General features: G+C 32.3%; 21 protein-coding genes and 3 pseudogenes. 21 read left to right on the top strand and 3 right to left on the bottom strand.

All coding sequences use genetic code 11. The features are described 5' to 3' along the window. Window positions 1-113 precede the first annotated feature (113 nt). The 7 genes and pseudogenes from EKQ63_RS15225 to EKQ63_RS15190 all read left to right on the top strand — a co-directional run bounded on the left by EKQ63_RS15225 (window position 114) and on the right by EKQ63_RS15190 (window position 7,931). Window positions 114-1,382, top strand: coding sequence for an APC family permease (locus EKQ63_RS15225; protein WP_087953405.1), 1,269 nt, complete (start codon window positions 114-116; stop codon window positions 1,380-1,382). 116 nt (window positions 1,383-1,498) lie between these two features. Continuing rightward, window positions 1,499-3,088 carry a M3 family metallopeptidase gene (locus EKQ63_RS15220; RefSeq protein WP_143881222.1) on the top strand — a complete coding sequence of 530 codons (1,590 nt, stop codon included), beginning with the start codon at window positions 1,499-1,501 and terminating at the stop codon, window positions 3,086-3,088. Between the two features lie 12 nt (window positions 3,089-3,100). Beyond that, entirely contained in the window at window positions 3,101-3,853 is a 753-nt protein-coding gene (locus tag EKQ63_RS15215; protein WP_087953407.1) for a WecB/TagA/CpsF family glycosyltransferase, read from the top strand. Between the two features lie 15 nt (window positions 3,854-3,868). After that, a complete protein-coding gene (locus EKQ63_RS15210) occupies window positions 3,869-4,867 on the top strand; it encodes a phosphotransferase (RefSeq protein ID WP_143881221.1) in 999 nt (332 codons plus the stop codon). Window positions 4,868-4,888: 21 nt separating this feature from the next. After that, window positions 4,889-6,269 (top strand): annotated as a pseudogene (locus tag EKQ63_RS30705) (5'-methylthioadenosine/adenosylhomocysteine nucleosidase). A gap of 243 nt (window positions 6,270-6,512) precedes the next feature. Next, window positions 6,513-7,217: an alpha/beta hydrolase gene (locus EKQ63_RS15195; RefSeq protein ID WP_087953409.1), complete on the top strand. Its 705-nt coding sequence runs from the start codon at window positions 6,513-6,515 to the stop codon at window positions 7,215-7,217. A 267-nt stretch (window positions 7,218-7,484) separates the two neighbouring features. Then, window positions 7,485-7,931, top strand: coding sequence for a GNAT family N-acetyltransferase (locus EKQ63_RS15190; RefSeq protein WP_143881220.1), 447 nt, complete (start codon window positions 7,485-7,487; stop codon window positions 7,929-7,931). A 143-nt stretch (window positions 7,932-8,074) separates the two neighbouring features. Here EKQ63_RS15190 and EKQ63_RS15185 read toward each other — a convergent pair whose 3' ends face one another. Beyond that, the gene (locus EKQ63_RS15185; protein ID WP_143881219.1) at window positions 8,075-8,491 is read right to left on the bottom strand and encodes a hypothetical protein; all 417 of its coding nucleotides are present in this window, start codon (window positions 8,489-8,491) and stop codon (window positions 8,075-8,077) included. Window positions 8,492-8,612: 121 nt separating this feature from the next. On the opposite strand from EKQ63_RS15185, the gene EKQ63_RS15180 reads away from it, so the two are divergent. The 3 genes from EKQ63_RS15180 to EKQ63_RS15170 all read left to right on the top strand — a co-directional run bounded on the left by EKQ63_RS15180 (window position 8,613) and on the right by EKQ63_RS15170 (window position 12,604). Beyond that, window positions 8,613-9,275, top strand: coding sequence for a response regulator transcription factor (locus tag EKQ63_RS15180; protein ID WP_143881218.1), 663 nt, complete (start codon window positions 8,613-8,615; stop codon window positions 9,273-9,275). Next, window positions 9,268-10,644: a sensor histidine kinase gene (locus EKQ63_RS15175; protein WP_087953413.1), complete on the top strand. Its 1,377-nt coding sequence runs from the start codon at window positions 9,268-9,270 to the stop codon at window positions 10,642-10,644. The genes EKQ63_RS15180 and EKQ63_RS15175 overlap by 8 nt, the downstream gene beginning before the upstream one ends. A 187-nt stretch (window positions 10,645-10,831) precedes the next feature. After that, window positions 10,832-12,604, top strand: a complete 1,773-nt coding sequence (locus tag EKQ63_RS15170) for a Xaa-Pro dipeptidyl-peptidase (protein ID WP_087953414.1) — start codon at window positions 10,832-10,834, stop codon at window positions 12,602-12,604. A gap of 61 nt (window positions 12,605-12,665) precedes the next feature. Here EKQ63_RS15170 and EKQ63_RS15165 read toward each other — a convergent pair whose 3' ends face one another. Then, a complete protein-coding gene (locus tag EKQ63_RS15165) occupies window positions 12,666-12,944 on the bottom strand; it encodes a hypothetical protein (protein ID WP_087953415.1) in 279 nt (92 codons plus the stop codon). Window positions 12,945-13,141: 197 nt separating this feature from the next. On the opposite strand from EKQ63_RS15165, the gene EKQ63_RS15155 reads away from it, so the two are divergent. From EKQ63_RS15155 to EKQ63_RS15145, 3 genes are all read left to right on the top strand, one after another. Beyond that, on the top strand, window positions 13,142-13,906 hold the full coding sequence (locus EKQ63_RS15155) for a class I SAM-dependent methyltransferase (RefSeq protein WP_087953416.1): 765 nt from the start codon (window positions 13,142-13,144) through the stop codon (window positions 13,904-13,906). A gap of 202 nt (window positions 13,907-14,108) precedes the next feature. Further along, window positions 14,109-14,372 (top strand): hypothetical protein, encoded by a 264-nt coding sequence (locus tag EKQ63_RS15150; protein WP_000432426.1) that lies wholly within the window; start codon window positions 14,109-14,111, stop codon window positions 14,370-14,372. 465 nt (window positions 14,373-14,837) lie between these two features. Beyond that, window positions 14,838-15,068, top strand: coding sequence for a hypothetical protein (locus tag EKQ63_RS15145; RefSeq protein ID WP_000789031.1), 231 nt, complete (start codon window positions 14,838-14,840; stop codon window positions 15,066-15,068). 259 nt (window positions 15,069-15,327) lie between these two features. On the opposite strand, the pseudogene EKQ63_RS15140 reads toward EKQ63_RS15145, so the two are convergent. Next, a pseudogene (locus tag EKQ63_RS15140) lies at window positions 15,328-15,758 on the bottom strand (cytidine deaminase). 187 nt (window positions 15,759-15,945) lie between these two features. Between EKQ63_RS15140 and EKQ63_RS15135 the strand changes: the two are divergent. From EKQ63_RS15135 to EKQ63_RS30275, 8 genes and pseudogenes are all read left to right on the top strand, one after another. After that, complete coding sequence (locus EKQ63_RS15135; RefSeq protein ID WP_087997227.1) at window positions 15,946-16,422, top strand: ankyrin repeat domain-containing protein; 477 nt, start codon at window positions 15,946-15,948, stop codon at window positions 16,420-16,422. A gap of 14 nt (window positions 16,423-16,436) precedes the next feature. Continuing rightward, window positions 16,437-17,030, top strand: a complete 594-nt coding sequence (locus EKQ63_RS15130) for a DJ-1/PfpI family protein (protein WP_088328237.1) — start codon at window positions 16,437-16,439, stop codon at window positions 17,028-17,030. Between the two features lie 390 nt (window positions 17,031-17,420). After that, window positions 17,421-17,777: an FtsB family cell division protein gene (locus EKQ63_RS15125; RefSeq protein WP_087953420.1), complete on the top strand. Its 357-nt coding sequence runs from the start codon at window positions 17,421-17,423 to the stop codon at window positions 17,775-17,777. A gap of 259 nt (window positions 17,778-18,036) precedes the next feature. After that, window positions 18,037-18,363, top strand: coding sequence for a DUF3870 domain-containing protein (locus EKQ63_RS15120; RefSeq protein ID WP_000271328.1), 327 nt, complete (start codon window positions 18,037-18,039; stop codon window positions 18,361-18,363). Between the two features lie 143 nt (window positions 18,364-18,506). Next, window positions 18,507-19,568, top strand: a complete 1,062-nt coding sequence (locus EKQ63_RS15115) for a dipeptide epimerase (RefSeq protein ID WP_143881217.1) — start codon at window positions 18,507-18,509, stop codon at window positions 19,566-19,568. Between the two features lie 39 nt (window positions 19,569-19,607). After that, on the top strand, window positions 19,608-20,609 hold the full coding sequence (locus tag EKQ63_RS15110; RefSeq protein WP_087953422.1) for a C40 family peptidase: 1,002 nt from the start codon (window positions 19,608-19,610) through the stop codon (window positions 20,607-20,609). A 21-nt stretch (window positions 20,610-20,630) separates the two neighbouring features. Next, window positions 20,631-22,253 (top strand): peptide ABC transporter substrate-binding protein, encoded by a 1,623-nt coding sequence (locus EKQ63_RS15105; RefSeq protein WP_143881216.1) that lies wholly within the window; start codon window positions 20,631-20,633, stop codon window positions 22,251-22,253. A gap of 79 nt (window positions 22,254-22,332) precedes the next feature. Next, window positions 22,333-22,413 (top strand): annotated as a pseudogene (locus tag EKQ63_RS30275) (N-acetyltransferase); the annotation flags it as partial. Window positions 22,414-22,518: the final 105 nt, after the last annotated feature.

Below are 22,518 nucleotides of genomic sequence, written 5' to 3'. Positions count from 1 at the left end.
AAAATTCCGAAATAAATACATAATATAAAATATAATGCCAGATTACATGCACTTTTTAATGTTGAATAGACTGATAACTTTCTATAATTAAAGTATAAATGGGGGTGCATGTAATGTCTAATCATTTTAATGAAACAATTTCAATTAAAAAGGGAACAGCTTTATATGTCGGAGCGGTTTTAGGGTCAGGAGTTCTTATATTACCTGGTATGACAGCAAGTGTAGCAGAAGGGAATGCCATTGTTTCTTGGCTTGCTATGATATCACTTAGTATTCCACTTGCATTCACATTTGCTTTTTTATCAATTGAGTATCCAAGTGCAGGTGGAATTGCTACTTTTTCAGAAAAAGCTTTTGGCAAAAATATAGGTGCCATTATAGGTTGGTCTTTTTTTATAGCGGGTAGCGTTGGACAAATCGTTGTATCATTGACCGGTGGCATGTATATAGTGAAAGTATTTGCTTTACCATCATATTTTTCATACGTTATAGCGCTAATTATTTTAAGTATTTCAATTGGCTTCAATTTATACGGGTTAAAAATGAGTGGATTGTTTCAAGTATGTATAGGTGTATTAACTTCCTTTATTTTAATCATAACAATTATAAGTTCACTTCCTTATATTGAAATGAAACATATAAATATACATATTTCTATGCTAGAAATAAATCCAATTATAGATGCATCATTATTAATTTTTTGGTCGTTTTTTGGGTGGGAAGCTATTGCAAGTTTAGCTCCAGAATTTAAAACACCTAGGAAAAGAAATATTATTTTGTCTACAGGATTTGCAATTGTTATTATTGGATTTTTATATATTGGTATTGCATTATCAGTAATTGGAACGAAATCCTATCATATAAACACTGATAATACTACAGCTTTAGTGCTTGTAATCAAGCAAACTTTAGGCGACCAATTTGGATGGATAACCGGATTTGTAGCTTTTATTATTTGTTTAGGGACAACAAATGCATTTATTGCAAGTATGGGACGTTTAGGTTATTCATTAGGGGAGGAAAAAGTTGCGCCACGTTATTTAGCACATATTAATATAAAAAGAAAAACGCCAACAAATGCAATAAAAGTTGTAGGTTGTATTGCAATAATTGGTTTGCTAATAAGTTTCGTTTTCCATATTAGCATAGATAAAATTGTTTTAATACCGAATTCGTTAGGGATTGTTACATACATTGTCGGTACTGCGGCTGGAATGAAATTAATAAAGAATAGGTTAGGCAAAATTTTTTCTATAGTAGCTTTTACATGTTGCGTAGTTGTTTACCCTTTTATTGGAGGAGTAGTACTGATTCCAGTAGCCGTAGCATTCATATGTTTATTTTATGTGCGTTTCAGTAGCAGAAGAAAAGAATATAAATAAGAATGAGTTTGTGGAAATCTAAATATTTAAAGATATTAAAATTTTTCTATTTCATATATAATTGTGTAGGGAGAAATATCTGTAACTATTTGTAAAAATAGGAGGCGGCTATAAAAATGCACGAAATTGCTAGGTGGGATTTAGATCGATTGTATCCAATTGAGGATATTCTAACTCCAATACTGGGGTTGAAAGAACAATATTATGTGACAAAAAATGTAGAGATTCTTTCAAAACTTATACAAGCTATTGAAAAAGCAGAATACTATTTGTATTGTCGATCGGCTGAAGAAAGTGTTTCATCTGACAATACTAGATTGACTGTGAAGGTAAAGGAACTAAAAAGCGAAGTACAGCAGGTAATACAACAAAGTGAAGTGGAAACCGCTAATAATATTAATACTCGGTTAATGAAGGATGAACTAAATGCATGGGAAAATATGTACATACAATTAAGAAATAAGATAGAAATTGAGTACAATAATAAGCAATTATCATTTGGACAAGCAAATCATATTGCAATGAATAGTGATAATGAAAAGGAAAGATTAGAAGTATTCGAGTTATTAACAAATGCCTTACATAAGGAAAAAGAAATTTTTGCTACTGTATTGAATCAAATAGGGAGATTGCGTAATACAAAGAGTAATGGATTAGTAGATAGAGAGATTTTAACCCAATCTCTACATTCAAATGGTATTTCTGAAACTGTATTATTGCAAATGTGGAATACGACAGAAGAAAATCTTGATAAATTAGTAAATGCTTTAAACGTGTATAAGAAAGGGAAAGCTTCGATGACGTGGCATGAACTTATGACAGTAAAGGAAAATAATGAGGCTATTATTCCTTTTTCAGTAGCAATACAAAACATATACGATGCATTTAAAAATATAGATGAAGAATTAGCAGAGTTTGCACGGGATGCAATTGTAAATGGATGGGTAGATGCGGAGCCAAGTGACAGTAAAGCACCAGGTGGCTTTTGTGCTCCTTTTTTCAGTGAAAAAGAATCTCGAATCTCAATGCGTTACGACGGAAGTATTGATAGTGTAAGAGTACTTGCCCACGAACTAGGACATGCTTGGCATTTTTATAATATGAGTTTTGAACAATCCTCTTCTTTTTTAGATGATTATTTGCCAATGAGTACAGCTGAATCAGCATCTATTTTCTTTGAAACGGTGCTTATAAATTATCTAATTCAAACAACAGATAGTATAGATATGAAAAAGTCATTGTTTAGTTGGAAAATAAGAAACTGTTTTAATTATGTAATGGCAATTCGAGCATCGTACGAATTTGAGAAGAACTTTTACGAGAAATGTAAAGAAGGTCCATTAAGTGCTGATGAAATAGAGACATTATCTATAGTAGCGCAAGAAAAAGCATATGGGAATGCGTTATCAAAATATCAGCCCTTTGTGTGGATGAAATACATTCAATTTTATATTGCAGATGTTCCTTTTTATAATTATCCATACACATTTGGGTATTTAGCTAGTTTTAGTTTATTAGAAATAGCTAAAGAAAGTAAGAGTACTTTTCATTCGAAATATAAGGAGTTTTTACGAGAAACAGGAAAAGCTCCAGTGGAAGAGCTTATGAAAAAACATTTTGAAATCGATATAACAAGCTATGTATTCTGGGATAAAGCTTTTAAACAAATTTCTAAAGATGTTGATGAATATTTGCAACTGATGTAAGGGGAGAGTATAGTGGATAACCAACTTATAAAGGGGATACCTTTTTCAACTTTAGAATATGAAAAAGCTATAAGTTTATTAAAACGTTGGCTACATGAACAACAAGAGAAACCAAGATTTGTAGTAACTGCAAATCCTGAAATTGTTATGTCTGCAAAGGAAAGCACGGCTAAATCAAAACAGTTTAAAAAGATGTTACTTTCTGCAGATTTAATAACAGCGGATGGGATTGGCGTCATAATAGGCTCAAAAATATTAAAAGGAACTTTGAAAGAACGTGTTACTGGGGCAGATATCACTCACGATTTAATAAAATATTGTAATGACAATGAATATCGTGTCTTTCTTTTTGGAGCTGCGCCAGAAAGTAATAAAAAGGCACTAAAAAAATTAAATGAGCAGTTCCCGGGAGCACAGTTTAAAGGAAAGCATGGATTTGTAAATGGCGAAGAAATAGAAGAAGTGAAAGTGAAAATTAAGCAATTCAAGCCGCACTTACTACTAGTAGGACTAGGTTCACCAAAACAAGAAGAATTCATCTATGAAAACATACAAACATTAAACGTTCCACTATCTATTGGTATTGGAGGTATGATCGATATATTATCTGGTACAGTAAAAAGAGCACCAAAAATTATGAGGGATACTGGAACTGAATGGCTGTATAGGTTACTTTCGCAGCCGAAAAGATTTAAGAGACAACTTGTACTTCCGAAATTTTTAATTTCAGTTTTGGTAGAGAGAATGAAAGGAACAGCAACTTAAGAAAGGATAAAAAAGATGATAGAGCCGTTATCTAATGAAAAAGCTAAAATGATATTACAAGAGCTGCAAGTAGAGTGCGAATCTTTATTTGAGTTTAAAATACAAAAAGTAATTCCAATTCATCGTGGTTGGTTAAACTTGAAGTGGAAACTCGAAACGGATGTAGGGAACTTTGTATTAAAGCAATATAATAAAGAACGATATAAGTTATATAACCCATTGACGTTATTGCAAGCATTACAACAACAGCAAAGATTACATAATAATGGTGTAAGATGTCCAAAGTTGTTAACCTATAAAAATAATGTAATGCATATATCAAAGAGTGATGAAAGATTTGTAGTATTAGAACATAAAGAAGGTAATCTAGTCTCACCGGGAAAGGTGAATGAAAAGAAAATCCACTCTCTTGGTCAGACAATAGGTCATATGCATAAATTATTAAATGACGGAACTTTAATAGAAGGAGGAGTCCCTAAATTTGTTCCGCCTACTAAAGAGGAAAGGTTAACACATTGGGAAGAGAAAAGGAGAGAAGCAGAAAAGCTAGGAAAAGAACATATTCTCTCCCATATAAAATTACAGCAAGAAGCAACACAATTAGTAAATATAGATCAATTTTATAATAGTAATAAGGGATGGGTGCACCGCGATCTATGGGTAGATAATTTCTTATTTCATAACGATAAAGTCTCAGCAATTCTAGATTTTGATCGTATGGATTATGATTATGTAGAATTCGATATTGGGCGTGCGGTTATATCTTGTGCCTTACATGATGGGGATTTAAATAAGAGTCTTGTTGCATCATTTTTAGAAGGGTACCGCAATGAATTAGACTTTCCAGTAGGGAATATTGTTCAGGCAATTCAAATGCTTTGGTACATGGAGAGTACTTGGTGGATTCATGCCAATATGGATCAGCATAGTGTACCACCTTCACGTTTTGCGAATGAAATGAATTGGATAGCTGAAAATTACGGTGCATTACATAATATATTGGCAGGCTTATAAGTGAAAAAGGAGACTATATTCATGAATAAAATCGGCATTATTGGAGCAATGCAAATTGAAATAGACTTACTTTTAGAAAAATTAGTTATACAAGAGGAACAAACAATTGCGGGAATGCCTTTTTATATTGGTGAATTCATGGAAACAGAAATAATTGTTACAAGATGTGGTGTAGGGAAAGTTAATGCAGCCGCATGTACGCAAACGTTAGTTCATAAATTTGATGTAGATGCTATCATAAATACCGGTGTTGCTGGCGGATTACACCCAGATATAAAAGTTGGCGATATAGTTATTTCAACGAATGTAACTCATCATGATGTAAGTAAGACTCAAATGAAAAACTTATTCCCGTTCCAAGAGGAGTTTTACGCAAGTAAGAAATTAATGGAGTTAGCACGTATTGCATGCAATAGTAGTAATTTAGACATAGAGGTTCATGAAGGAAGAATTGTAAGTGGTGAATGTTTTGTTGAAGATTCAAAACTAAAAGCGAAATTAATAGACGAATATGCACCGCATTGTACAGAAATGGAAGGTGCAGCAATTGGACATGTTGCCTACATAAATGAAGTACCGTTTCTCGTAATACGATGTATTTCTGACAGTGCAGACGATGAAGCACAAATTTCTTATGATGACTTCGCGAAAACGGCCGCAAACTATTGTTCAGAAATTATCGTTGAGATGCTTAAAAATATATCAAGTAAAACTGTATTATAATTCAAAAGGAGAGAATGAAATGTTACAAGCATTAATTTTTGATATGGACGGAACGTTATTTCAAACAGATAAAATTTTAGAATTATCGTTAGATGATACTTTTGATTATTTACGTTCATTACAATTATGGGATACGGTAACACCTATTGATAAGTACCGTGAAATTATGGGCGTGCCGTTACCGAAAGTTTGGGAAGCGTTACTACCGAATCATTCTCTTGAAGTAAGAGAACAAACAGATGCATATTTTTTAGAAAGATTAATTGAAAACATTAAGAGTGGAAAAGGTGCTTTATATCCGAATGTAAAAGAGATTTTTACATATATAAAAGAAAATAATTGTTCCATTTATATTGCAAGTAATGGTTTAACTGGATATTTACGAGCAATCGTATCTTATTATGCTTTAGACCAATGGGTTACTGAAACATTTAGTATTGAACAAATAAACTCGCTTAATAAAAGCGACTTAGTAAAAAGTATTTTAAACAAATATGATATAAAAGAAGCAGCGGTAGTCGGGGATCGTTTATCTGATATAAATGCAGCAAAAGAGAATGGTTTGATTGCAGTTGGTTGTAATTTTGATTTTGCACAAGAAGATGAACTTGTTCAGGCGGATATAGTAATAGATGATTTAATGGAGTTGAAGGGGATATTATCTGCTGTGCAGAGATAATAAATGTGTTTAAAAATCCTCTTTCCACTAACGGAATAGATTAGCTCAATAGGGAACCCCAAAAAGTACTTTTGGCTTCTGAAGAAATGGAAAAAAGAAAGATGTTAAATACAAAGTAGGCTCTGTAATAAAGAATTAGAGATAGTATAATTCATTTGTGATAAATTAGTAATAGTTTGATTTGGATTATGTAGTGTGTGCGTTTTTTACCAAGTTCTATATGTCTTATTCTATGGAGGGAATATGCTTAAAAATAATTTTAAAATTAGTAATATTCCTGTAGTTTTATGGGGAGATAAGAGTGAGAAGATTTTTATTGCAGTACATGGAAATATGTCAAATAAGGAAGATACAGTTATTCAAATACTAGCTGAAGAAGCTAATCAAAAAGGTTATCAAGTATTAAGCTTTGATTTACCTGAGCATGGAGAAAGAAAAAATGATGATACTCCTTGCAAAGTACAGTTTTGTGTTAGGGAATTATCTATAATTATGAATTATGCAGAAGAACATTGGAAAGAAATAAGTGTGTTTGCATGTAGTATAGGTGCGTATTTTAGCCTTTTAGCTTATCAAAATGATATGATAGAAAAGGCGTTATTTTTATCACCAGTAGTTAATATGGAACGAGTTATCGAAAATATGATGAAATGGTTTAATGTAACATCAGAGCTTTTGCAAAAAGAAATGATTATAGAGACACCGATTGGTCAAAAGTTATATTGGGATTATTTATGCTATGTAAAAGAGAATCCTATTAGTACATGGAATACAGATACATATATTATGTATGGAGCTAAGGATGAACTGTGTGAATTTGAAACTATAGACTATTTTACAAAAAAGCATCGTTGTGAATTAGAGGTCGTGGAGATAGGTGAACATTATTTTCATAATGAGGAACAGTTAAAGGTATTTGAACAGTGGTTATACAAACATATAGATTAACAAATTATAACTTAACTTGAACATGTTAGAGTAGAATGGTGAATTTATAAACTGATATTATTTTTGAGAGACACTATAAATGTAAGAGTATTTATTTAAGCAAACAGCTGCTTTAGTTCAATAAGACTTAGACAACTATATTATCGATTTACATCTGAAGTGAAGAATACACATACTACGAATTGAATAAGATAACAATCATAAAAATGCTCAGAATAAATAATTCTTGAGCATTTTTATGTATTTTCATATTAAGGGGGAATTTATTTGAAAGATATACATATTCAACAAATTGAAGATTTAATGATATACGAACACAATTACCTTGTTCAGGAAAGCAAAGAAGAAGGATTTAATTTCCTAATAAAACTAATAAGTGAATATGAAAATAAAATAAACACATTTAATAAAACTGGTGAATGTTTATATGGTATTTTTCAAGGGGAAAAGTTAATTGGAATAGGAGGGTTGAATGAGGATCCTTATACAGAAAATAATAAGATTGGCCGATTAAGGAGATTTTATATTTCAAAGGACTATCGTCGTATAGGTCTAGGGAAGTTGTTATTAAACCAACTATTATCTTATGCGGAAAAGAATTTTAAAATAGTTCTTTTACATACAGATACAAAGCAAGGCGATGCATTTTATACTGCAAATGGATTTGTGAAAGGGGAATTATATATAGGATCTAGTCACTATAAAGTATTATAGAAAAGGCTGTCAAAACAATATTTTGTTAGTCTCGAGTTCCAATATTCGTAAAATGGAATTTTAATTTCATTTACCGAAATGATGGTATAAAAAAGAAACCTCAGTTTCTAAAGATAAGCTTATGAGATCTCTTTTTTATTCAATTATGTTTTTACATTCATTTTCTTCAATAATCCCTTCGGATCACCTTTTACATAATAGAAATGAGGATTATTTTCATCATCGTAAAGCATAATATAAGATTTTTCATTAAGTGGAAGAAGAATAAGTACTTCATCAATGGTTGTATGTAACCATTGATTTGTAATAGAAACTGGTTTAGATAAAGGGATTTTTATCATGTGACCATCTTTTGGGACGACGTTTAAGTTTTTGAATGGACCAGTAATGGATTTAGCGTATTGAACAGCTTCTTTTTGAATAGCTGGATCTAAAGATTGTTTTTGAACGACCATTTCTTTTTGACAATCAAATACTTCAATTTGTTGATTTGTATTTGCGAACACATTTGTCGATAATAAGAAACAAAGAAGAGTAATGACTCCGATTTTTTTAATCATAATACAACACCTCGTCTTTACTATACCCTTAAAAAGTTCAAATATTTTTCTGTCACATTTATGTAACAAAGAAGTTGTATAATACAATTGGTTTTTGTTTAAAAGCAATGGAGGATCATTCATGAAAGTATTAATTGCAGATGATGAACAAGATATGTTAAGGATTTTAAAAGCTTATTTTGAAAAAGAAGGCTTCGAAGTGTTATTAGCGAAAGATGGAGAGGAAGCACTTCAAATATTTTATGATGAGAAAATTGATTTAGCTATTTTAGATTGGATGATGCCGAAACATAGTGGCATTACTGTCTGTAAGGAAATAAAAAAGAATTCAAGCGTAAAAGTATTAATGCTTACGGCGAAAAGTGAAAGTGAAGATGAATTAGCAGCGCTTCAAAGCGGGGCAGATGAGTACGTAAAAAAACCATTTCATCCAGGCGTATTAATCACTAGGGCGAAAAAGCTTATACAGCATGATAATGTCATTCAAGTTCAAGATTTGAAAATAGATTTTACTAAAAATAAAGTTTATAAAAATGACAAAGAGTTAGATATTACAAAAACAGATATTACAAAAACAGAGCTAGAATTAATAAAGTGTTTTTTAAATCATAAAGGCATGATTTTAACTCGTAAAAAATTGTTAGATATCGTATGGGGATTTGACTATTTTGGAGAAGAGCGAACTGTTGATACCCATGTAAGAAGATTACGAAAAAAAGTTGGAGAAAATATTATAAAGACGCATCGCGGGCTAGGATATAGTTTGGAGGAACAGAGTGAATAAACTTGGAAAAAAGCTATTTCTCAGCATTTCTTTAACCGTTATTCTTATTTTTACGATTTCTTTATTATTAATCAACTATCTTTTACCGAAATATAACATTTACAAAACGCGAGAAAGCTTAGAAGGTATTACAGCACAAATACAGTCCATACCGAGCGAACAACTAGATGAAGCAATTTCTAGCACTGAAAATAAAGGAACTGTTACGATTGCGTATACGTCAATTAATAATTCGGAAGATCAAATTAATGATGAGTTACGTATGCAACTTACAAGGAAAAGAGTTGCCCTTAATAAACTTTGGATTACAAAAGAAGAAATAATGAAAGTAAAGAACTTCGGACAATCTAACAAAATATATGATCAAGAGAAAATCAAATCTAGCTTTTTTGTGAAATACATTGCGAAAGACGATATGTTGTTTTTGGTAGGGGTTTCGATTGCACATTCAAATGAAATAATAAAAACGTTGAATTCATTTTATTTATTCATTTTAGGTATTACGATTTTTCTTATTATTGTACTTGTATGGATATTGTCAAAAACAATCACAACACCACTGAAAGAATTAAGTGATGTCGCAGAAGATATTTCACGTTTACAGTTTAAAAAAACAAAAGTGAAAACAAATGATGAAATAGGAGACTTAGCTAATAGTATTAATATCATGAGTGAAAAACTACATGAAGCACATCAAGATTTAACAGATCGTAATGAACATTTAAAACGATTTATGGGTGATGTGACGCATGAATTAAAAACACCAATAGCACTAGTAAAAGCATATTCTATGGGAATAAAAGATGATCTAGATGATGGTACGTACATAGATACAATCATTAAACAAACAGATCAAATATCAAATTTAATTGAAGAATTATTACGATTTTCTAAATTGGAAAGAGATGTTTTGCAAAAAGAAGAATTCTCTATTGAATCACTACTCCAAAGTATTATAGATAAGCATAAGATTGAACTGGAGTCGAAAGAAATTGATTTGCATGTGAATTATAATGTTGGCGATACAATTATTTACGCAGATGTAAATAAAATGAGTATGGTATTACAAAATTTAATTTCTAATGCGATAAAATATACAACAAATCAAAATATAAAAATTACTTTAGAAGATCGAAATGAAAGTGTATATTTTCAAATTCAAAATGGTATGAATGCTGAATATATGAAGGATATCGATAAAATTTGGGAACCTTTTTACGTCTTAGAATCTTCTCGCAGTAAAGAGCATTCGGGTACAGGACTAGGCTTAGCGATTGTGAAAAGTATTTTAGAAAGACATGGTTTTGACTATGGCGTATCTACTCTAGATGGAGAAATACGATTTTATATTGATATGAAGAATGTATAATTCAATACTATTAGAAGCATCGTCTATTATTAGGCGATGTTTTTTTGATTATATGAGAGTAGTAAGTCAGATTATATAACCTTGAAAGAGTGTTCTACAAATTTCTCAAGTTGTTGCATGAGTATAAACTGAATTTTCTGTTATTTTATTGTATAGTAAAAGGAGAAATATATAGGGAGGAAAGAGTATGGGGAAAAAGAAAATAGCTACACTATCAGCGATATTATCTTTATCAATTACATCAGGAGTTTCGAGTACGATTGCGTATGCAGACAATAAAGAAAAAAACTACATAAATGAGAAAGTTGCAGAAGGGTTACAATCAAATACGAAAATTGAATTAGAAAATGGGATGACAAAACCGATTTACTCACTTGATGAAGCAATTATTGAAAATTTATTTGTAGAGACAGAAGTTGATAGTGATCGAGATGGAAAAAAAGACCGAGTGTCAGTAAAAGTTATGCGCCCAAAAACAGATCCTAATGTGAAAGTGCCCGTTATATATGAAATGAGCCCATATCGATCTGGTTTAAAAGACGTTCCTGTATATAATGTAGATGAAGAATTGTATGCATATGAAGGAAAACCGTATGGAGCTGTTAATCTTGGCTCATACGGAAATTATTATGTACCAAGAGGCTATGCAGTCATTTTGGGTGAAAGTATTGGAACTGGGAAATCAGATGGATGTCCGACGACTGGGGATGAGCAAGAAATATTAGGGACGAAATCGGTTATTGATTGGGTGAATGGACGTGCGAAAGCCTATACAGAAAATGGTGAGGAAGTTAAGGCTGATTGGTCTACAGGAAATGTAGGTATGACAGGGGTTTCTTACAATGGTACATTACCAAATGCTGTTGCAACGACAGGCGTTGAAGGGTTAAAAACAATTATTCCAATCGCAGCGATTAGTAGTTGGTACGATTATTATCGCGCAAATGGTGCAGTCATTGCTCCAGGTGGATATCAAGGGGAAGATACAGATAATATGGCAGAAGCAGTGCTAACAAGAAAGAATCCAGAAGTTTGTGCTCCCATAATTAAAGAACTCACTGCTGGACAAGACCGGAAAACTGGTGATTATAATGATTTTTGGGATAAACGAAACTATGTTAAAGATGCTAAAAATATAAAAGCAAGCGTATTCGTCGTTCATGGTTTAAACGATTGGAACGTAAAAACGAAGCAGTTCGCGCAATGGTGGGATGCGCTTGGAGAAAATAATGTACCTCGTAAAATGTGGTTACATCAAGGTGGACATGGTGGTACGTCAAGTAATGACTGGCAAAAAACACAAAATAAATGGTTCGATTATTGGTTGTATGGAATTGAAAATGGCATTATGAATGAACCAATGGTTGATGTACAACGTGAAAATAAAACATGGCAAAAATTAGAAAACTGGCCAGATCCAGCTGCTGTACCGTCAAAAATTCGTATGTATTTAAGTAATAAAGCAGTCAATTTACCATTAGGTATGGGATCTATTAATAAAGTTTTCTCATTCGTTGATGACGCAAAAATAAAGTCAAATCAATTAGTAGAAAAACCGGAGCTAGAGGTAGCAAATCGATTAGTGTACACAATGCCTGTGCTGCAAAAAGATATGCGTATTAGCGGTACACCGAAGATTTCATTTAAAGGCAATATTGATCGCTCTGTATCAAATTTAACAGCATTACTTGTTGATTACGGCGGAGTGAAACCTGAAATCGTTACGAGAGGTTGGATGGATCCTCAAAACTTAAATAGTATAAAAAATTCAACAGCACTTCAACCAGGCAAAGATTATACATTTACATGGGACATGCAACCGGATGATTATGTATTTAAAGCTGGTCATCAAATAGGGGTCGTTTTAATTGCTAGCGACTATGATTATACAATTAGACCGAAAGCGGGCACGAAGCTTACAGTAAAATTAAGTGAAGTGATATTACCAATTGTAAAATAAATAGTGATGAATAAAGAGCTTACTGCAAAGTAAGCTCTTTACATTTTGAAAAAGGGAGGGATTATGATTTTCTAATGGAAGATACAAAAATACTTATAATAAATAAAAAAATTGCATTCAAAATTAATAGACCAGTAAAGGTAAGGCAAGCAAAGCCTCCAGCGAATTCATCTCCTACTTTTTCACCAATAACGTGTAAAGTGGAAAAGAAAACAACGGGAGAAGAAAGTATGAAAATGCCACTGGATATTTTCCATATTCGTTTATACTGCTTTGCTATTAAGAAAATGATTGTATTAAAAGATATAAGAAGAAAAATAATTCCAATTAATGAATTCATCACATCCTCCTTTCGTAAAAAGTCTGAATTTTTATATGTTAATTTTTAATGTAATATTATACAATTTAATTATATTTTACGGGAAGCGAGTGATATATTATGACAGTCAGCTCTTTCGAATTTTTATTAAAAATAAAGGTACAGGAAGATTAGTTGAATGGAAATCTTCCGTACGTAAAAAACGGAGGAGAAAATAAATGTTTAGTTTTTATAGTACACTTTGCACGGAACTTTATGATTACACAAAGCCTGTCGGTTATTCTTTAAATGGTGATATTGAGTATTACGAAGAACGTTTAAAAAATTGTAGTGGAAGAATTCTCGAAGCGGCAGTAGGATCAGGGCGTGTCATCATCCCGCTTCTTGAAGCTGGTTTTACAGTAGATGGGATAGATTATTCACCTGAAATGCTAGAATCGTGCCGCATAAGATGTAAAGAGAGATGCTTACATCCTAAATTATATGAAGGAAGCTTACAACAATTTTCACTGCCACATAAATATGAGGCAATTATAATTCCAACTGGATCTTTTTGTTTAATTGAAAATCGTACGGATTCGATAAACGCATTGAAATGTTTTTATGAACATCTTAATCCAGGCGGACGATTAATTGTAGATATTATGCTACCGCATGACTGGAAGACTGGGGAAATTCATACATCGACTTTTTCTTTGCCAAGCGGAGACGGAATTACATTAGAAAATAAATCAATTGAAATAGATTGGCTAAACCAAGTTACTCTATCGTATTTAAAATATGAAAAATGGAGTAAAGGACAGTTAGTACAAACAGAACTACAACGCTTCGCACTGCGATGGTATGGAATAGAAGAGTTTAAACTTCTGTTAGAAAGTATAGGTTTCTCTAACATTACTTGCTCTGCTGATTATGTTTATGAAAAAGAACCGTCAAATGCTAATCAAATGTTTACTTTTGAAGCCGTGCGAAAAGAAAAATAAAGAATTATCTAAGAAAACAAGGCGATCGACATAATATCGATTGCCTTGTTTTAATTGTATATTACTTACATGCAATTTCGTTTTCATCGTCCAAGCATCTTTCTATTAACTACATATGCTATTTATATTAGAGACAGTCACTATTTTAAATAGAACTGTTATTTTTCTATAAATGTTATTTTGGAGAAATAGGGGGATAAATTTGGAAAACGTAGAACAAGATAGAATTGAGAATCAAGTGTATTCAAATCGTGTAGTAAGATCAGAATTTGATGCGAATTGGGAAACGTGTATTTCAAAAAGTGGTTATGTAATTTATGTAGCAACAAGTAATAATGCGGAAGTAACAGTACTTCTTGCAGATGGTTCAAGTAAATTATTAATTTTTGAAAAAGGCGGTAAAGTAGTAGTAGGTGGCGGTGGAACAAGTCATTACAGTAAGCCGCATATCGCAAGAAATATTTAATGTAGAACAAAACACTGGAAAAACGGTTAGTCATTCATGTGTAGAGCATGATAGACTAACTGTTTTTATCTGTTTAAATCATTTTAGAAAAACTGGATTTATCGGTAGTAAGCCCGTAAACTTAAAGTTTAGCGAAAGCAAAGAAGTTAGGTGGGGAATCAACGGCTAATTAAAGCTTGATTGATGAGGTGAAGTATCACTTTATTACAAATACATAAGGATGCTCATAAAAAATTAAGAGGAAATTGAACGGATACGAATTCGAAATATAATGTAAGTTTGGAAGGATTATATATGTAATATAAAAAAGGATTTCCTATTTCGGGAAATGCTTTTTCTATGTTATAGTATAATAGTGTTTCAAAACAATATTATTTTAATATATTTCAGATTTTGTTGTGTATTATTTTTATATTAAATTAGTTGTGTAAGTATTTTTTTATATAAGGAGTAATAATTAGAGAAATGAAAAATATCGACTTTATACTAGAAAGTGATGAGGCATTAAAACCGTCTGAACGATTAGTACTATTATTATTAGAGAAGCATAGAATGTTATATACGAACGATCTATTAGCATTATCTAATTTATCATATAAAACATTAACGGATTCATTAACAGCACTAGTTTTAAAATCATATGTACTAAAGGAAACAGGCAAGGGAAGAAGACAGAATTGTTATAGATTGGTGTGATAAGATTCCTCATTTTAGAGATCTTATATTAATGTTTTTTGAATGTAAGGGTAAATTCTATTTTGGTTTTCAAATGAAAAATACAGGGCGAGGCTCGCTTGCATATTTGAATTTCATTTTTATTAATGTAATTCTATCGGTATTGAAAATAGAAAAATAAAATAAACTGCAAAAAACAGAAATAAAAAACAATCCGTTTTTAAAATGGATTGTTTTTTTATTGAAATAATATTATTTAATGAATGGAAAACAGGAATGATTATTCTACTTCACTTGTATACTTTTCAGGTAATAATTCCATTACGTTACATTTTACAAGTTCACCATTATAAGAGAGTATAACATTCGTATTTTTTCCGTAATTACTTATTAATTCTCGACACATACCACATGGAGCAACAATCCAACATTTTCTATATCTTCATGAGGGTGTGGGTGTGCAACTGCTACAATAGTATCAAATTCATGATCACCTTCGGAAATAGATTTTCCTATTGCCATGGCTTCACCACATATTGTTATTCTTCCAACATTCGCTTCAACATGTACTGCTGCAAAAATATTACCTGTTTTAGTGCGTACGGCTGAACCGATATGATGACGGCCATATTTATAGTTTTTTTCAATTATTTTCTCAGCAGCTGTAATTAAATCATAGTCTTCACAATTTAAAGGCATTACTTGTAACATAATTTCTCCTCCTTATAAAACATGATTATCGCCATTTTAACAGAAAATTTTAATATTTAAAATAAAAGATAGAAATGGGATAGATAATATTGTTATGTAAACTGATATTTTAAGAGGAAAATATAATAATCAATAGAACATATAGAAGAGTGTAATTAAATATTCTGAATGATGATGGGAGATTATTATGGAGATTTTACAATCAATAACACAAGCTGTTATAAGTCGTAATAAGGAAAAAGTGGTGGAGTTTATAAAGACGAATCCAAGTGCAGTTAACGAATTTAGTGAAGATGGGTGGACGCTACTTCATTTAGCGGCTTATTTTGGACAAAAAAAGCTAGCAAGTTTCCTTTTAGAAAGTGGTGCAGATATACATATTAGAGCAAAAAACGAAAATGAAAATACACCTTTACAAGCGGCAATAGCGAATAAGCAAATTGAACTTGTTGCTTTCTTAATTGAAAAAGGATCAGATGTAAATGTTATACAAAGTGGTGGTTGGACGGGTCTCCACGAAGCAGCATTATTAGGGAATGAAGAAATTATTGTATTGCTTCTTAAAAATGGAGCTAATAAGATGATTGAGAAAAATGATGGAAAAACAGCCTATGATATTGCATTAGAAAAAGGACATGAGCACCTTTTACATTATTTGCACTAGGAAGTGAACATAGGATGAATAAATGGAGTGTAGGTATATTTTTATTTGATGATGTAGAAGTGTTAGACTTTGCAGGGCCATTTGAAGTTTTTTCTGTAACCGAAGCGGATGAAGAAAAACCATTTACTGTTTATACAGTTAGTCAAAATGGAGAAATGATTACAGCAAGAAACGGATTAAAGGTAAAGCCCGATTATAGTATTGAAGATTTACCACCAGTAGATATTCTAATCATTCCAGGTGGTAAAGGTGTTCGGGAAAATGAAGTGAAAAATGATATTATAATAAATTGGGTTCGTCAGCAAATGAAAGAAGTAAAGCTAATGACTTCAGTTTGTACTGGAGCGTTATTACTTGCGAAAGCTGGTTTACTGGAAGGGGTAAAAGCAACAACACATTGGGCTAGTATTCAACCTTTCAAAAAAGATTTTCCGAATGTAGAAGTAATAGAGAATGTGAAATTTGTAGATGAAGGGCACATCATTACATCGGCAGGGATTTCAGCAGGGATTAACATGTCATTTCATATTGTGAAAAATTTGTTAGGTGTGGAGGTTGCTGAAGAAACGGCCAAAAGTATGGAATATGATATTGATTTACAAAATTAAAAAAGCCCAATTTGGGCTTTTTTCTTATTTTAAGTGTATATAGGTATGATCTATGATGCTCTAAAATTAAGCTCTTAAATAGTCATTCTGGTTTTATCAAATGTACGACAATGCATTTTTTTCTCCTTGTAATCATGTTAAAACAAGGAGAAATTTGTATGTAAAAAAACTCTTCTACAATAGTAGAAAAAGAATAACAGAAACTACTATTTTATGGCAGTATACATAAAAAAATGCAACAAAAATATAGAAATGTCGTCGAATGCTATCTTTAATTGGTTAATTAGTGAGATATTTTTGTGAAGGAGCTTATTTTATAAGAATAGAATTAAAGTTAATAAGAAATCATGCCGATGGTAGTGAAAATATATGTGTTAGGGGGATTTCATAATGAGGAAACTCAAGCGAATAAATGTTCCTAATATACAAGAACAACTATCACAGTCTAATGAGAATCGAGCAATTAATAAGAAAAAACTAAGGCGATTTATATTCATGTTTATATTTATTGCGGCGGCTACTTTGTACGTTCAATTTATTTTAACGAAACAACAAGAAGTAATTGTAGAAAAAAAAGATACAATAACGAACCAAAAAAAACAATTGGTTTCTTTAAAGAAAGATGAGGCTTCTTTAAAGACTAACATAGAAAATTTAACAGACGATGAAGAAGAAATTTTAAAGTTTGCGAGAAAAGAATATCAATTTTCTAAATCAAATGAAACTATATTTGTGTTGCCGAAGTAGTGTAATAGAACAGTTAGCAATAGCTAGCTGTTTTTTCATGTATGAATGTCATGGTACAAGAAACAATTACATATTGTAAAAATGAAGAGCTCGAGCTGTTTTTATACTTATGGAATATATACGAAAATAAATGTTGTTAAAATTCTGTCAATTGTACTATAATACAAGGTAAGCGGATACATTTTTTAATCCATGTTGAGTTTATCACTCATACGACTATTAAGAAAACCGTTATCCCGTATTAGAAAGGAAGTGAGCTGTGTACGCTTCAAATACAATTTATGTCGTAGGGGATGCGAAAGCACCTCAAAATAATCCCATTACCGAAAAGTTTAAAAGCTATTTTGTAGCGTTTGTACTTGTTAAGGAGACTGGGGAAATTGTAGATGCAGATTGCTCAGCGACAATTGCATTAACATCTCAATTTGTTAAATATTTATTTCTACATAAAAATATTAATGACCCAGAATTAGTAATGGAAATAAAAGATCGTTATTTCGGTTCGTCTCAAAAAGCACTACTTGTAGCATTAAAAGATGCACAGAAAAAATATAATCAAATCGCTGCTTTGTCTACACATTCATAGACAAAATCCAGCCGTAAGAATCTTCTTATGGCTGGATTTTTTTATTTCCCATTAACCTTCTACAAGAAAAGTAAGCAAAAGAGGAGAATTATTGCCCAAAAATAATTGAGAATTAAGGTTCCATTTTGCGAGACAACGAAAGGATGAACAAAATGAAAATTACCGATGTAAAAGTAAATCGTAGACGTGTAAATCTGCATACACCGTTTAAAACGGCGCTTCGTACTGTCACCGAAATAGAAAGTATAGATGTATATATTCATACAGATGAAGGAATTGTTGGCAAGGGTGCTGCAGCTGCAACACCAGTTATTACGGGGGATTTCGCTAACGGGATTGAAGAAGCAATTTTAGGGCCGATGCGTTCAAGTTTAATTGGTCAAGATATCATTCAGTTTCAGCAGTTACTACAGCACATTCAAATGAGTTGTATTGGAAATCCAAGTGCAAAAGCGGCGGTAGATATCGCTTTATACGATGTGTATTGTCAATATCATAACGTTCCACTTTATGCATTATTAGGTGGAAAAAAAGAAATTCACACAGACATTACCGTAAGTGTAGATGAGCCGTTCATTATGGCGAAAGAGGCAAAGCAACATGTAGAAAAAGGATTTCAAACTTTAAAAATTAAAGTGGGGAAATCTGCTCCTTTAGACTTAGAACGTATTGAAGCAATTCGAAATAGCGTACCAAAAAATACGACGTTACGATTAGATGCAAATCAAGGGTGGAATCCAAAAGAGGCAGTTTCTATCATTAAAGAGATGGAAAATCGTAATTTAAATATTGAATTTATTGAACAACCTGTTCATGCGAAAGATTGGGATGGTTTAAAGTACGTCAAAAATCATGTACAAACGCCTATTATGGCAGATGAAAGCATATTTTCAGCGAGCGATGCATTTAAAATCGTTCAAGGAGGATATGCAGACTTACTCAATATAAAATTAATGAAATGCGGTGGTATACGTGAAGCGTGGCGTATTGCTGATATCGCAGAAACAGCTGGTGTAAAATGTATGGTCGGAAGTATGATGGAATCCTCACTTTCCGTTAGTGCTGTAGCCCATTTAGCAGCTGCACATCCTAATATTCATTACTTCGATCTCGATGCACCGCTTTGGTTAATGGAAGAACCAGAAGGAATGACTTATTCTGGGTCAAAGGTAAACCTTCAATCGACAGTGAATAGTAAATCTTAGGAGAAAAGACTAGTAAACTATCTTTTAAGGGGGATATGTATGAAAAAAGTAGGAACTGCATTTTTAACAACTTTATTTATATTTTCATCGTTTACATCAGCACATGCTGAAGAGAAGCGAGATAGCAAAGCGTTTATCGATGTATCTGCCGCAACACTTTGGACCACGCCTGATTCATTACGACCAATTGATGTACCAAGCGCTACAAATCCAGTTGATTTGTGGAAGTGGACGAAATCGATGACGCTTGATGAGAAACTTTGGTTAACAAATGCAAATAAATTAGAAACGCAAGCGCTATTAGGTCAAGAAGTAACAGTTGTGGATAAAAAAGGGGACTGGGTGAAAGTGTTAGTCCATGGTCAGCCAACACCACGAAATGAGGAAGGTTACCCGGGGTGGGTGCCTGAAAAACAGTTAACTTATAATCAAGAATTTGCAGATAAAACAAATGAACCTTTCGTATTAGTAACGAAACCGACAGCAATTTTATATATAAATCCTTCTGAAAAACATAAATCGCTTGAAGTGAGCTATAATACGCGACTGCCGTTACTAAGTGAAGATACAATTTCATATCGCGTGTTGTTACCAAATGGACAGAAAGCTTGGCTACGAAAAAATGATGGAACGGTTTACCGTTCTGAAAATGATATTCCAACTCCGGCAGCCGATGATTTAATAAACACAGGGAAAATGTTTTTAGGATTACCGTATATATGGGCTGGTACAAGTGGCTTCGGATTTGATTGCTCTGGATTTACACATACAATTTATAAATCGCACGGTATTACCATTCCGCGAGATTCTGGACCGCAATCGAGAAATGGAGTTGCAGTTGATAAAGAACATTTACAAAAAGGAGATTTAATTTTCTTCGCACATGATCAAGGGAAAGGTAGTGTTCATCACGTTGCTATGTATATTGGTGACGGAAATATGATTCACTCACCAAGAGCTGAAAGATCGGTAGAGATTATACCACTAAATACACCAGGATATATAGAAGAATACGCTGGTGCGCGTCGTTACTTACCTTAAAAAATAGAGGGAGGTTTTTTAATGAAAAAAGTTGTTCGTTACTCATTAGTTAGTACTCTATTAGTTTCTTCAATTTTAGTTGGTTGCGCAAAAGAAAAAACAACGACAAAGCCAAAAGATGAGAAGAAAGTATTACAGTTACTAGAAACGGGTGAAATTCCGTCATTGAATTCAGGGAAAGTAACAGATGCAGTATCATTTAACGTTTTAAATAACGTAATGGAAGGATTATTCCGCTTATCGAAAAATGATGAAGTGATTGAAGCTGGAGCACAAAAATATGAAGTGAGCAAAGATGGAAAAACATATACATTCCACTTACGTGATGCGAAATGGTCTAACGGAGATCCAGTAACAGCGCAAGATTACGTATATGCTTGGAAGCAGCTTATTAATCCGGATACTGCTTCTCAATATGCATACATTGCATACGATGTGAAAAATGCGGAGAAAATAAATAAGAAACAGCTAGGGTTAGAGGAATTAGGAGTGAAAGCGAAGGATGATAAAACGTTCGTTGTAGAGTTAGAACATCCTGTACCGTATTTTACAAAATTACTTATTTTACCATCGTTCTATCCGATTAACGAAAAATATGCGAAAAAACAAGGTGATAAATACGGATTAGAAGCAAATAAAGCGGTATATAATGGGCCTTTTACACTATCTGATTGGAAGCATGAAGCGAGCTTTACAATGAAGAAAAACGATAAGTATTGGGATAAAAAAGATGTGAAGTTAGATGAAGTAAACTATCAAATTGTTAAAGAAATTTCAACTGCGGTAAATTTATATGAAACAGATAAAGTTGATAGAGCTGTCATTTCAACTGAATTCGTAGATAAATATAAAAATAATAAAGAGCTTAAACAATATACAGATCCGGTTATGTACTTCTTCCGATTCAATGAAAATGTACCGATTCTTAAAAATAAAAATGCAAGGCTTGCGCTTAGTACAGTGTTTGATAAGAAAGGACTTGCGACTTCATTTTTAAATGATGGATCGGTTGCTGCAAACTATTACGTGCCAAAAGGATTTTTAAAAGGTCCAGATAATAAAGATTTTAGAAGTACGGCAGGTGAGTTTAATAAAACGGATGTAAAACAGGCGAAAGAATATTGGGAAAAGGCGAAGCAAGAGACTGGTACAAATGAAGTAACGCTTGAGTTATTAAACTATGATTTAGAAAACTTTAAGAAAGTAGGAGAATACATTAAAGAACAGCTAGAGAAAAACTTACCAGGCTTAAAGGTAAATGTAAAATTACAGCCACATACGCAAAAGCTAGCGCTAGAGAAGAAGAAAGAATATGAAATGTCATTATCACGTTGGCTACCAGATTATCCAGACCCAATGACATATTTAGAAGTATTTCTTTCTGGAAGCAGTGTGAACAATACTGAATATGCAAATCCAGAATATGATGCGTTAATTAAGAAGATTAAAACAGAATTAGGTAATGATGAAAAAACTCGTTGGAAAGCATTGCAAGATGCTGAAAAGATGTTGCTGGATGATGCGGTAATAGCGCCAGTATTCCAGCGTGGATTATCTTACTTACAAAAGCCGTATGTGAAAGATTTATACGTACATCAATTTGGACCAGCAACAAGTTTAAAGTGGGCAGATGTACAAAAATAAAGGATGAAAAAAACAGACTCCACGTGTGTGGTAGTCTGTTTTTCTTATGTAAAGTTATATAAATTGCTCGCGATATAATCTACTTGATTCGAAATATTGGGGGAATGGATATGCGTCAGAAGTAGCAAAAAAATCCATTTAATATGCAATAGAGCTTATGTGAGTAAAAAGAATAATTAGTAAGATGATAATCGTAAATGAGAATTAGTTTCAATACATTGAAGTGACAAAAGCTAACGTAAAGAGAATAAGTTGATAATAAAAT

This window comes from Bacillus sp. BD59S (genome assembly GCF_007363175.1).
Taxonomy (GTDB): domain Bacteria; phylum Bacillota; class Bacilli; order Bacillales; family Bacillaceae_G; genus Bacillus_A; species Bacillus_A pacificus.
Note: the sequence above shows the minus strand (reverse complement) of the source record. Positions and strands in the feature narration are given on the sequence as shown.

Bases quoted from the DNA above. Each gene is read 5' to 3' on its own strand.
- EKQ63_RS15225 (WP_087953405.1), top strand. From the start codon at position 114: ATGTCTAATCATTTTAATGAAACAATTTCAATTAAAAAGGGAACAGCT.
- EKQ63_RS15220 (WP_143881222.1), top strand. From the start codon at position 1,499: ATGCACGAAATTGCTAGGTGGGATTTAGATCGATTGTATCCAATTGAG.
- EKQ63_RS15210 (WP_143881221.1), top strand. From the start codon at position 3,869: ATGATAGAGCCGTTATCTAATGAAAAAGCTAAAATGATATTACAAGAG.
- EKQ63_RS15195 (WP_087953409.1), top strand. From the start codon at position 6,513: ATGCTTAAAAATAATTTTAAAATTAGTAATATTCCTGTAGTTTTATGG.
- EKQ63_RS15185 (WP_143881219.1), bottom strand. From the start codon at position 8,491: ATGATTAAAAAAATCGGAGTCATTACTCTTCTTTGTTTCTTATTATCG.
- EKQ63_RS15180 (WP_143881218.1), top strand. From the start codon at position 8,613: ATGAAAGTATTAATTGCAGATGATGAACAAGATATGTTAAGGATTTTA.
- EKQ63_RS15170 (WP_087953414.1), top strand. From the start codon at position 10,832: ATGGGGAAAAAGAAAATAGCTACACTATCAGCGATATTATCTTTATCA.
- EKQ63_RS15165 (WP_087953415.1), bottom strand. From the start codon at position 12,944: ATGAATTCATTAATTGGAATTATTTTTCTTCTTATATCTTTTAATACA.
- EKQ63_RS15155 (WP_087953416.1), top strand. From the start codon at position 13,142: ATGTTTAGTTTTTATAGTACACTTTGCACGGAACTTTATGATTACACA.
- EKQ63_RS15145 (WP_000789031.1), top strand. From the start codon at position 14,838: ATGAAAAATATCGACTTTATACTAGAAAGTGATGAGGCATTAAAACCG.
- EKQ63_RS15135 (WP_087997227.1), top strand. From the start codon at position 15,946: ATGGAGATTTTACAATCAATAACACAAGCTGTTATAAGTCGTAATAAG.
- EKQ63_RS15130 (WP_088328237.1), top strand. From the start codon at position 16,437: ATGAATAAATGGAGTGTAGGTATATTTTTATTTGATGATGTAGAAGTG.
- EKQ63_RS15125 (WP_087953420.1), top strand. From the start codon at position 17,421: ATGAGGAAACTCAAGCGAATAAATGTTCCTAATATACAAGAACAACTA.
- EKQ63_RS15115 (WP_143881217.1), top strand. From the start codon at position 18,507: ATGAACAAAATGAAAATTACCGATGTAAAAGTAAATCGTAGACGTGTA.
- EKQ63_RS15110 (WP_087953422.1), top strand. From the start codon at position 19,608: ATGAAAAAAGTAGGAACTGCATTTTTAACAACTTTATTTATATTTTCA.
- EKQ63_RS15105 (WP_143881216.1), top strand. From the start codon at position 20,631: ATGAAAAAAGTTGTTCGTTACTCATTAGTTAGTACTCTATTAGTTTCT.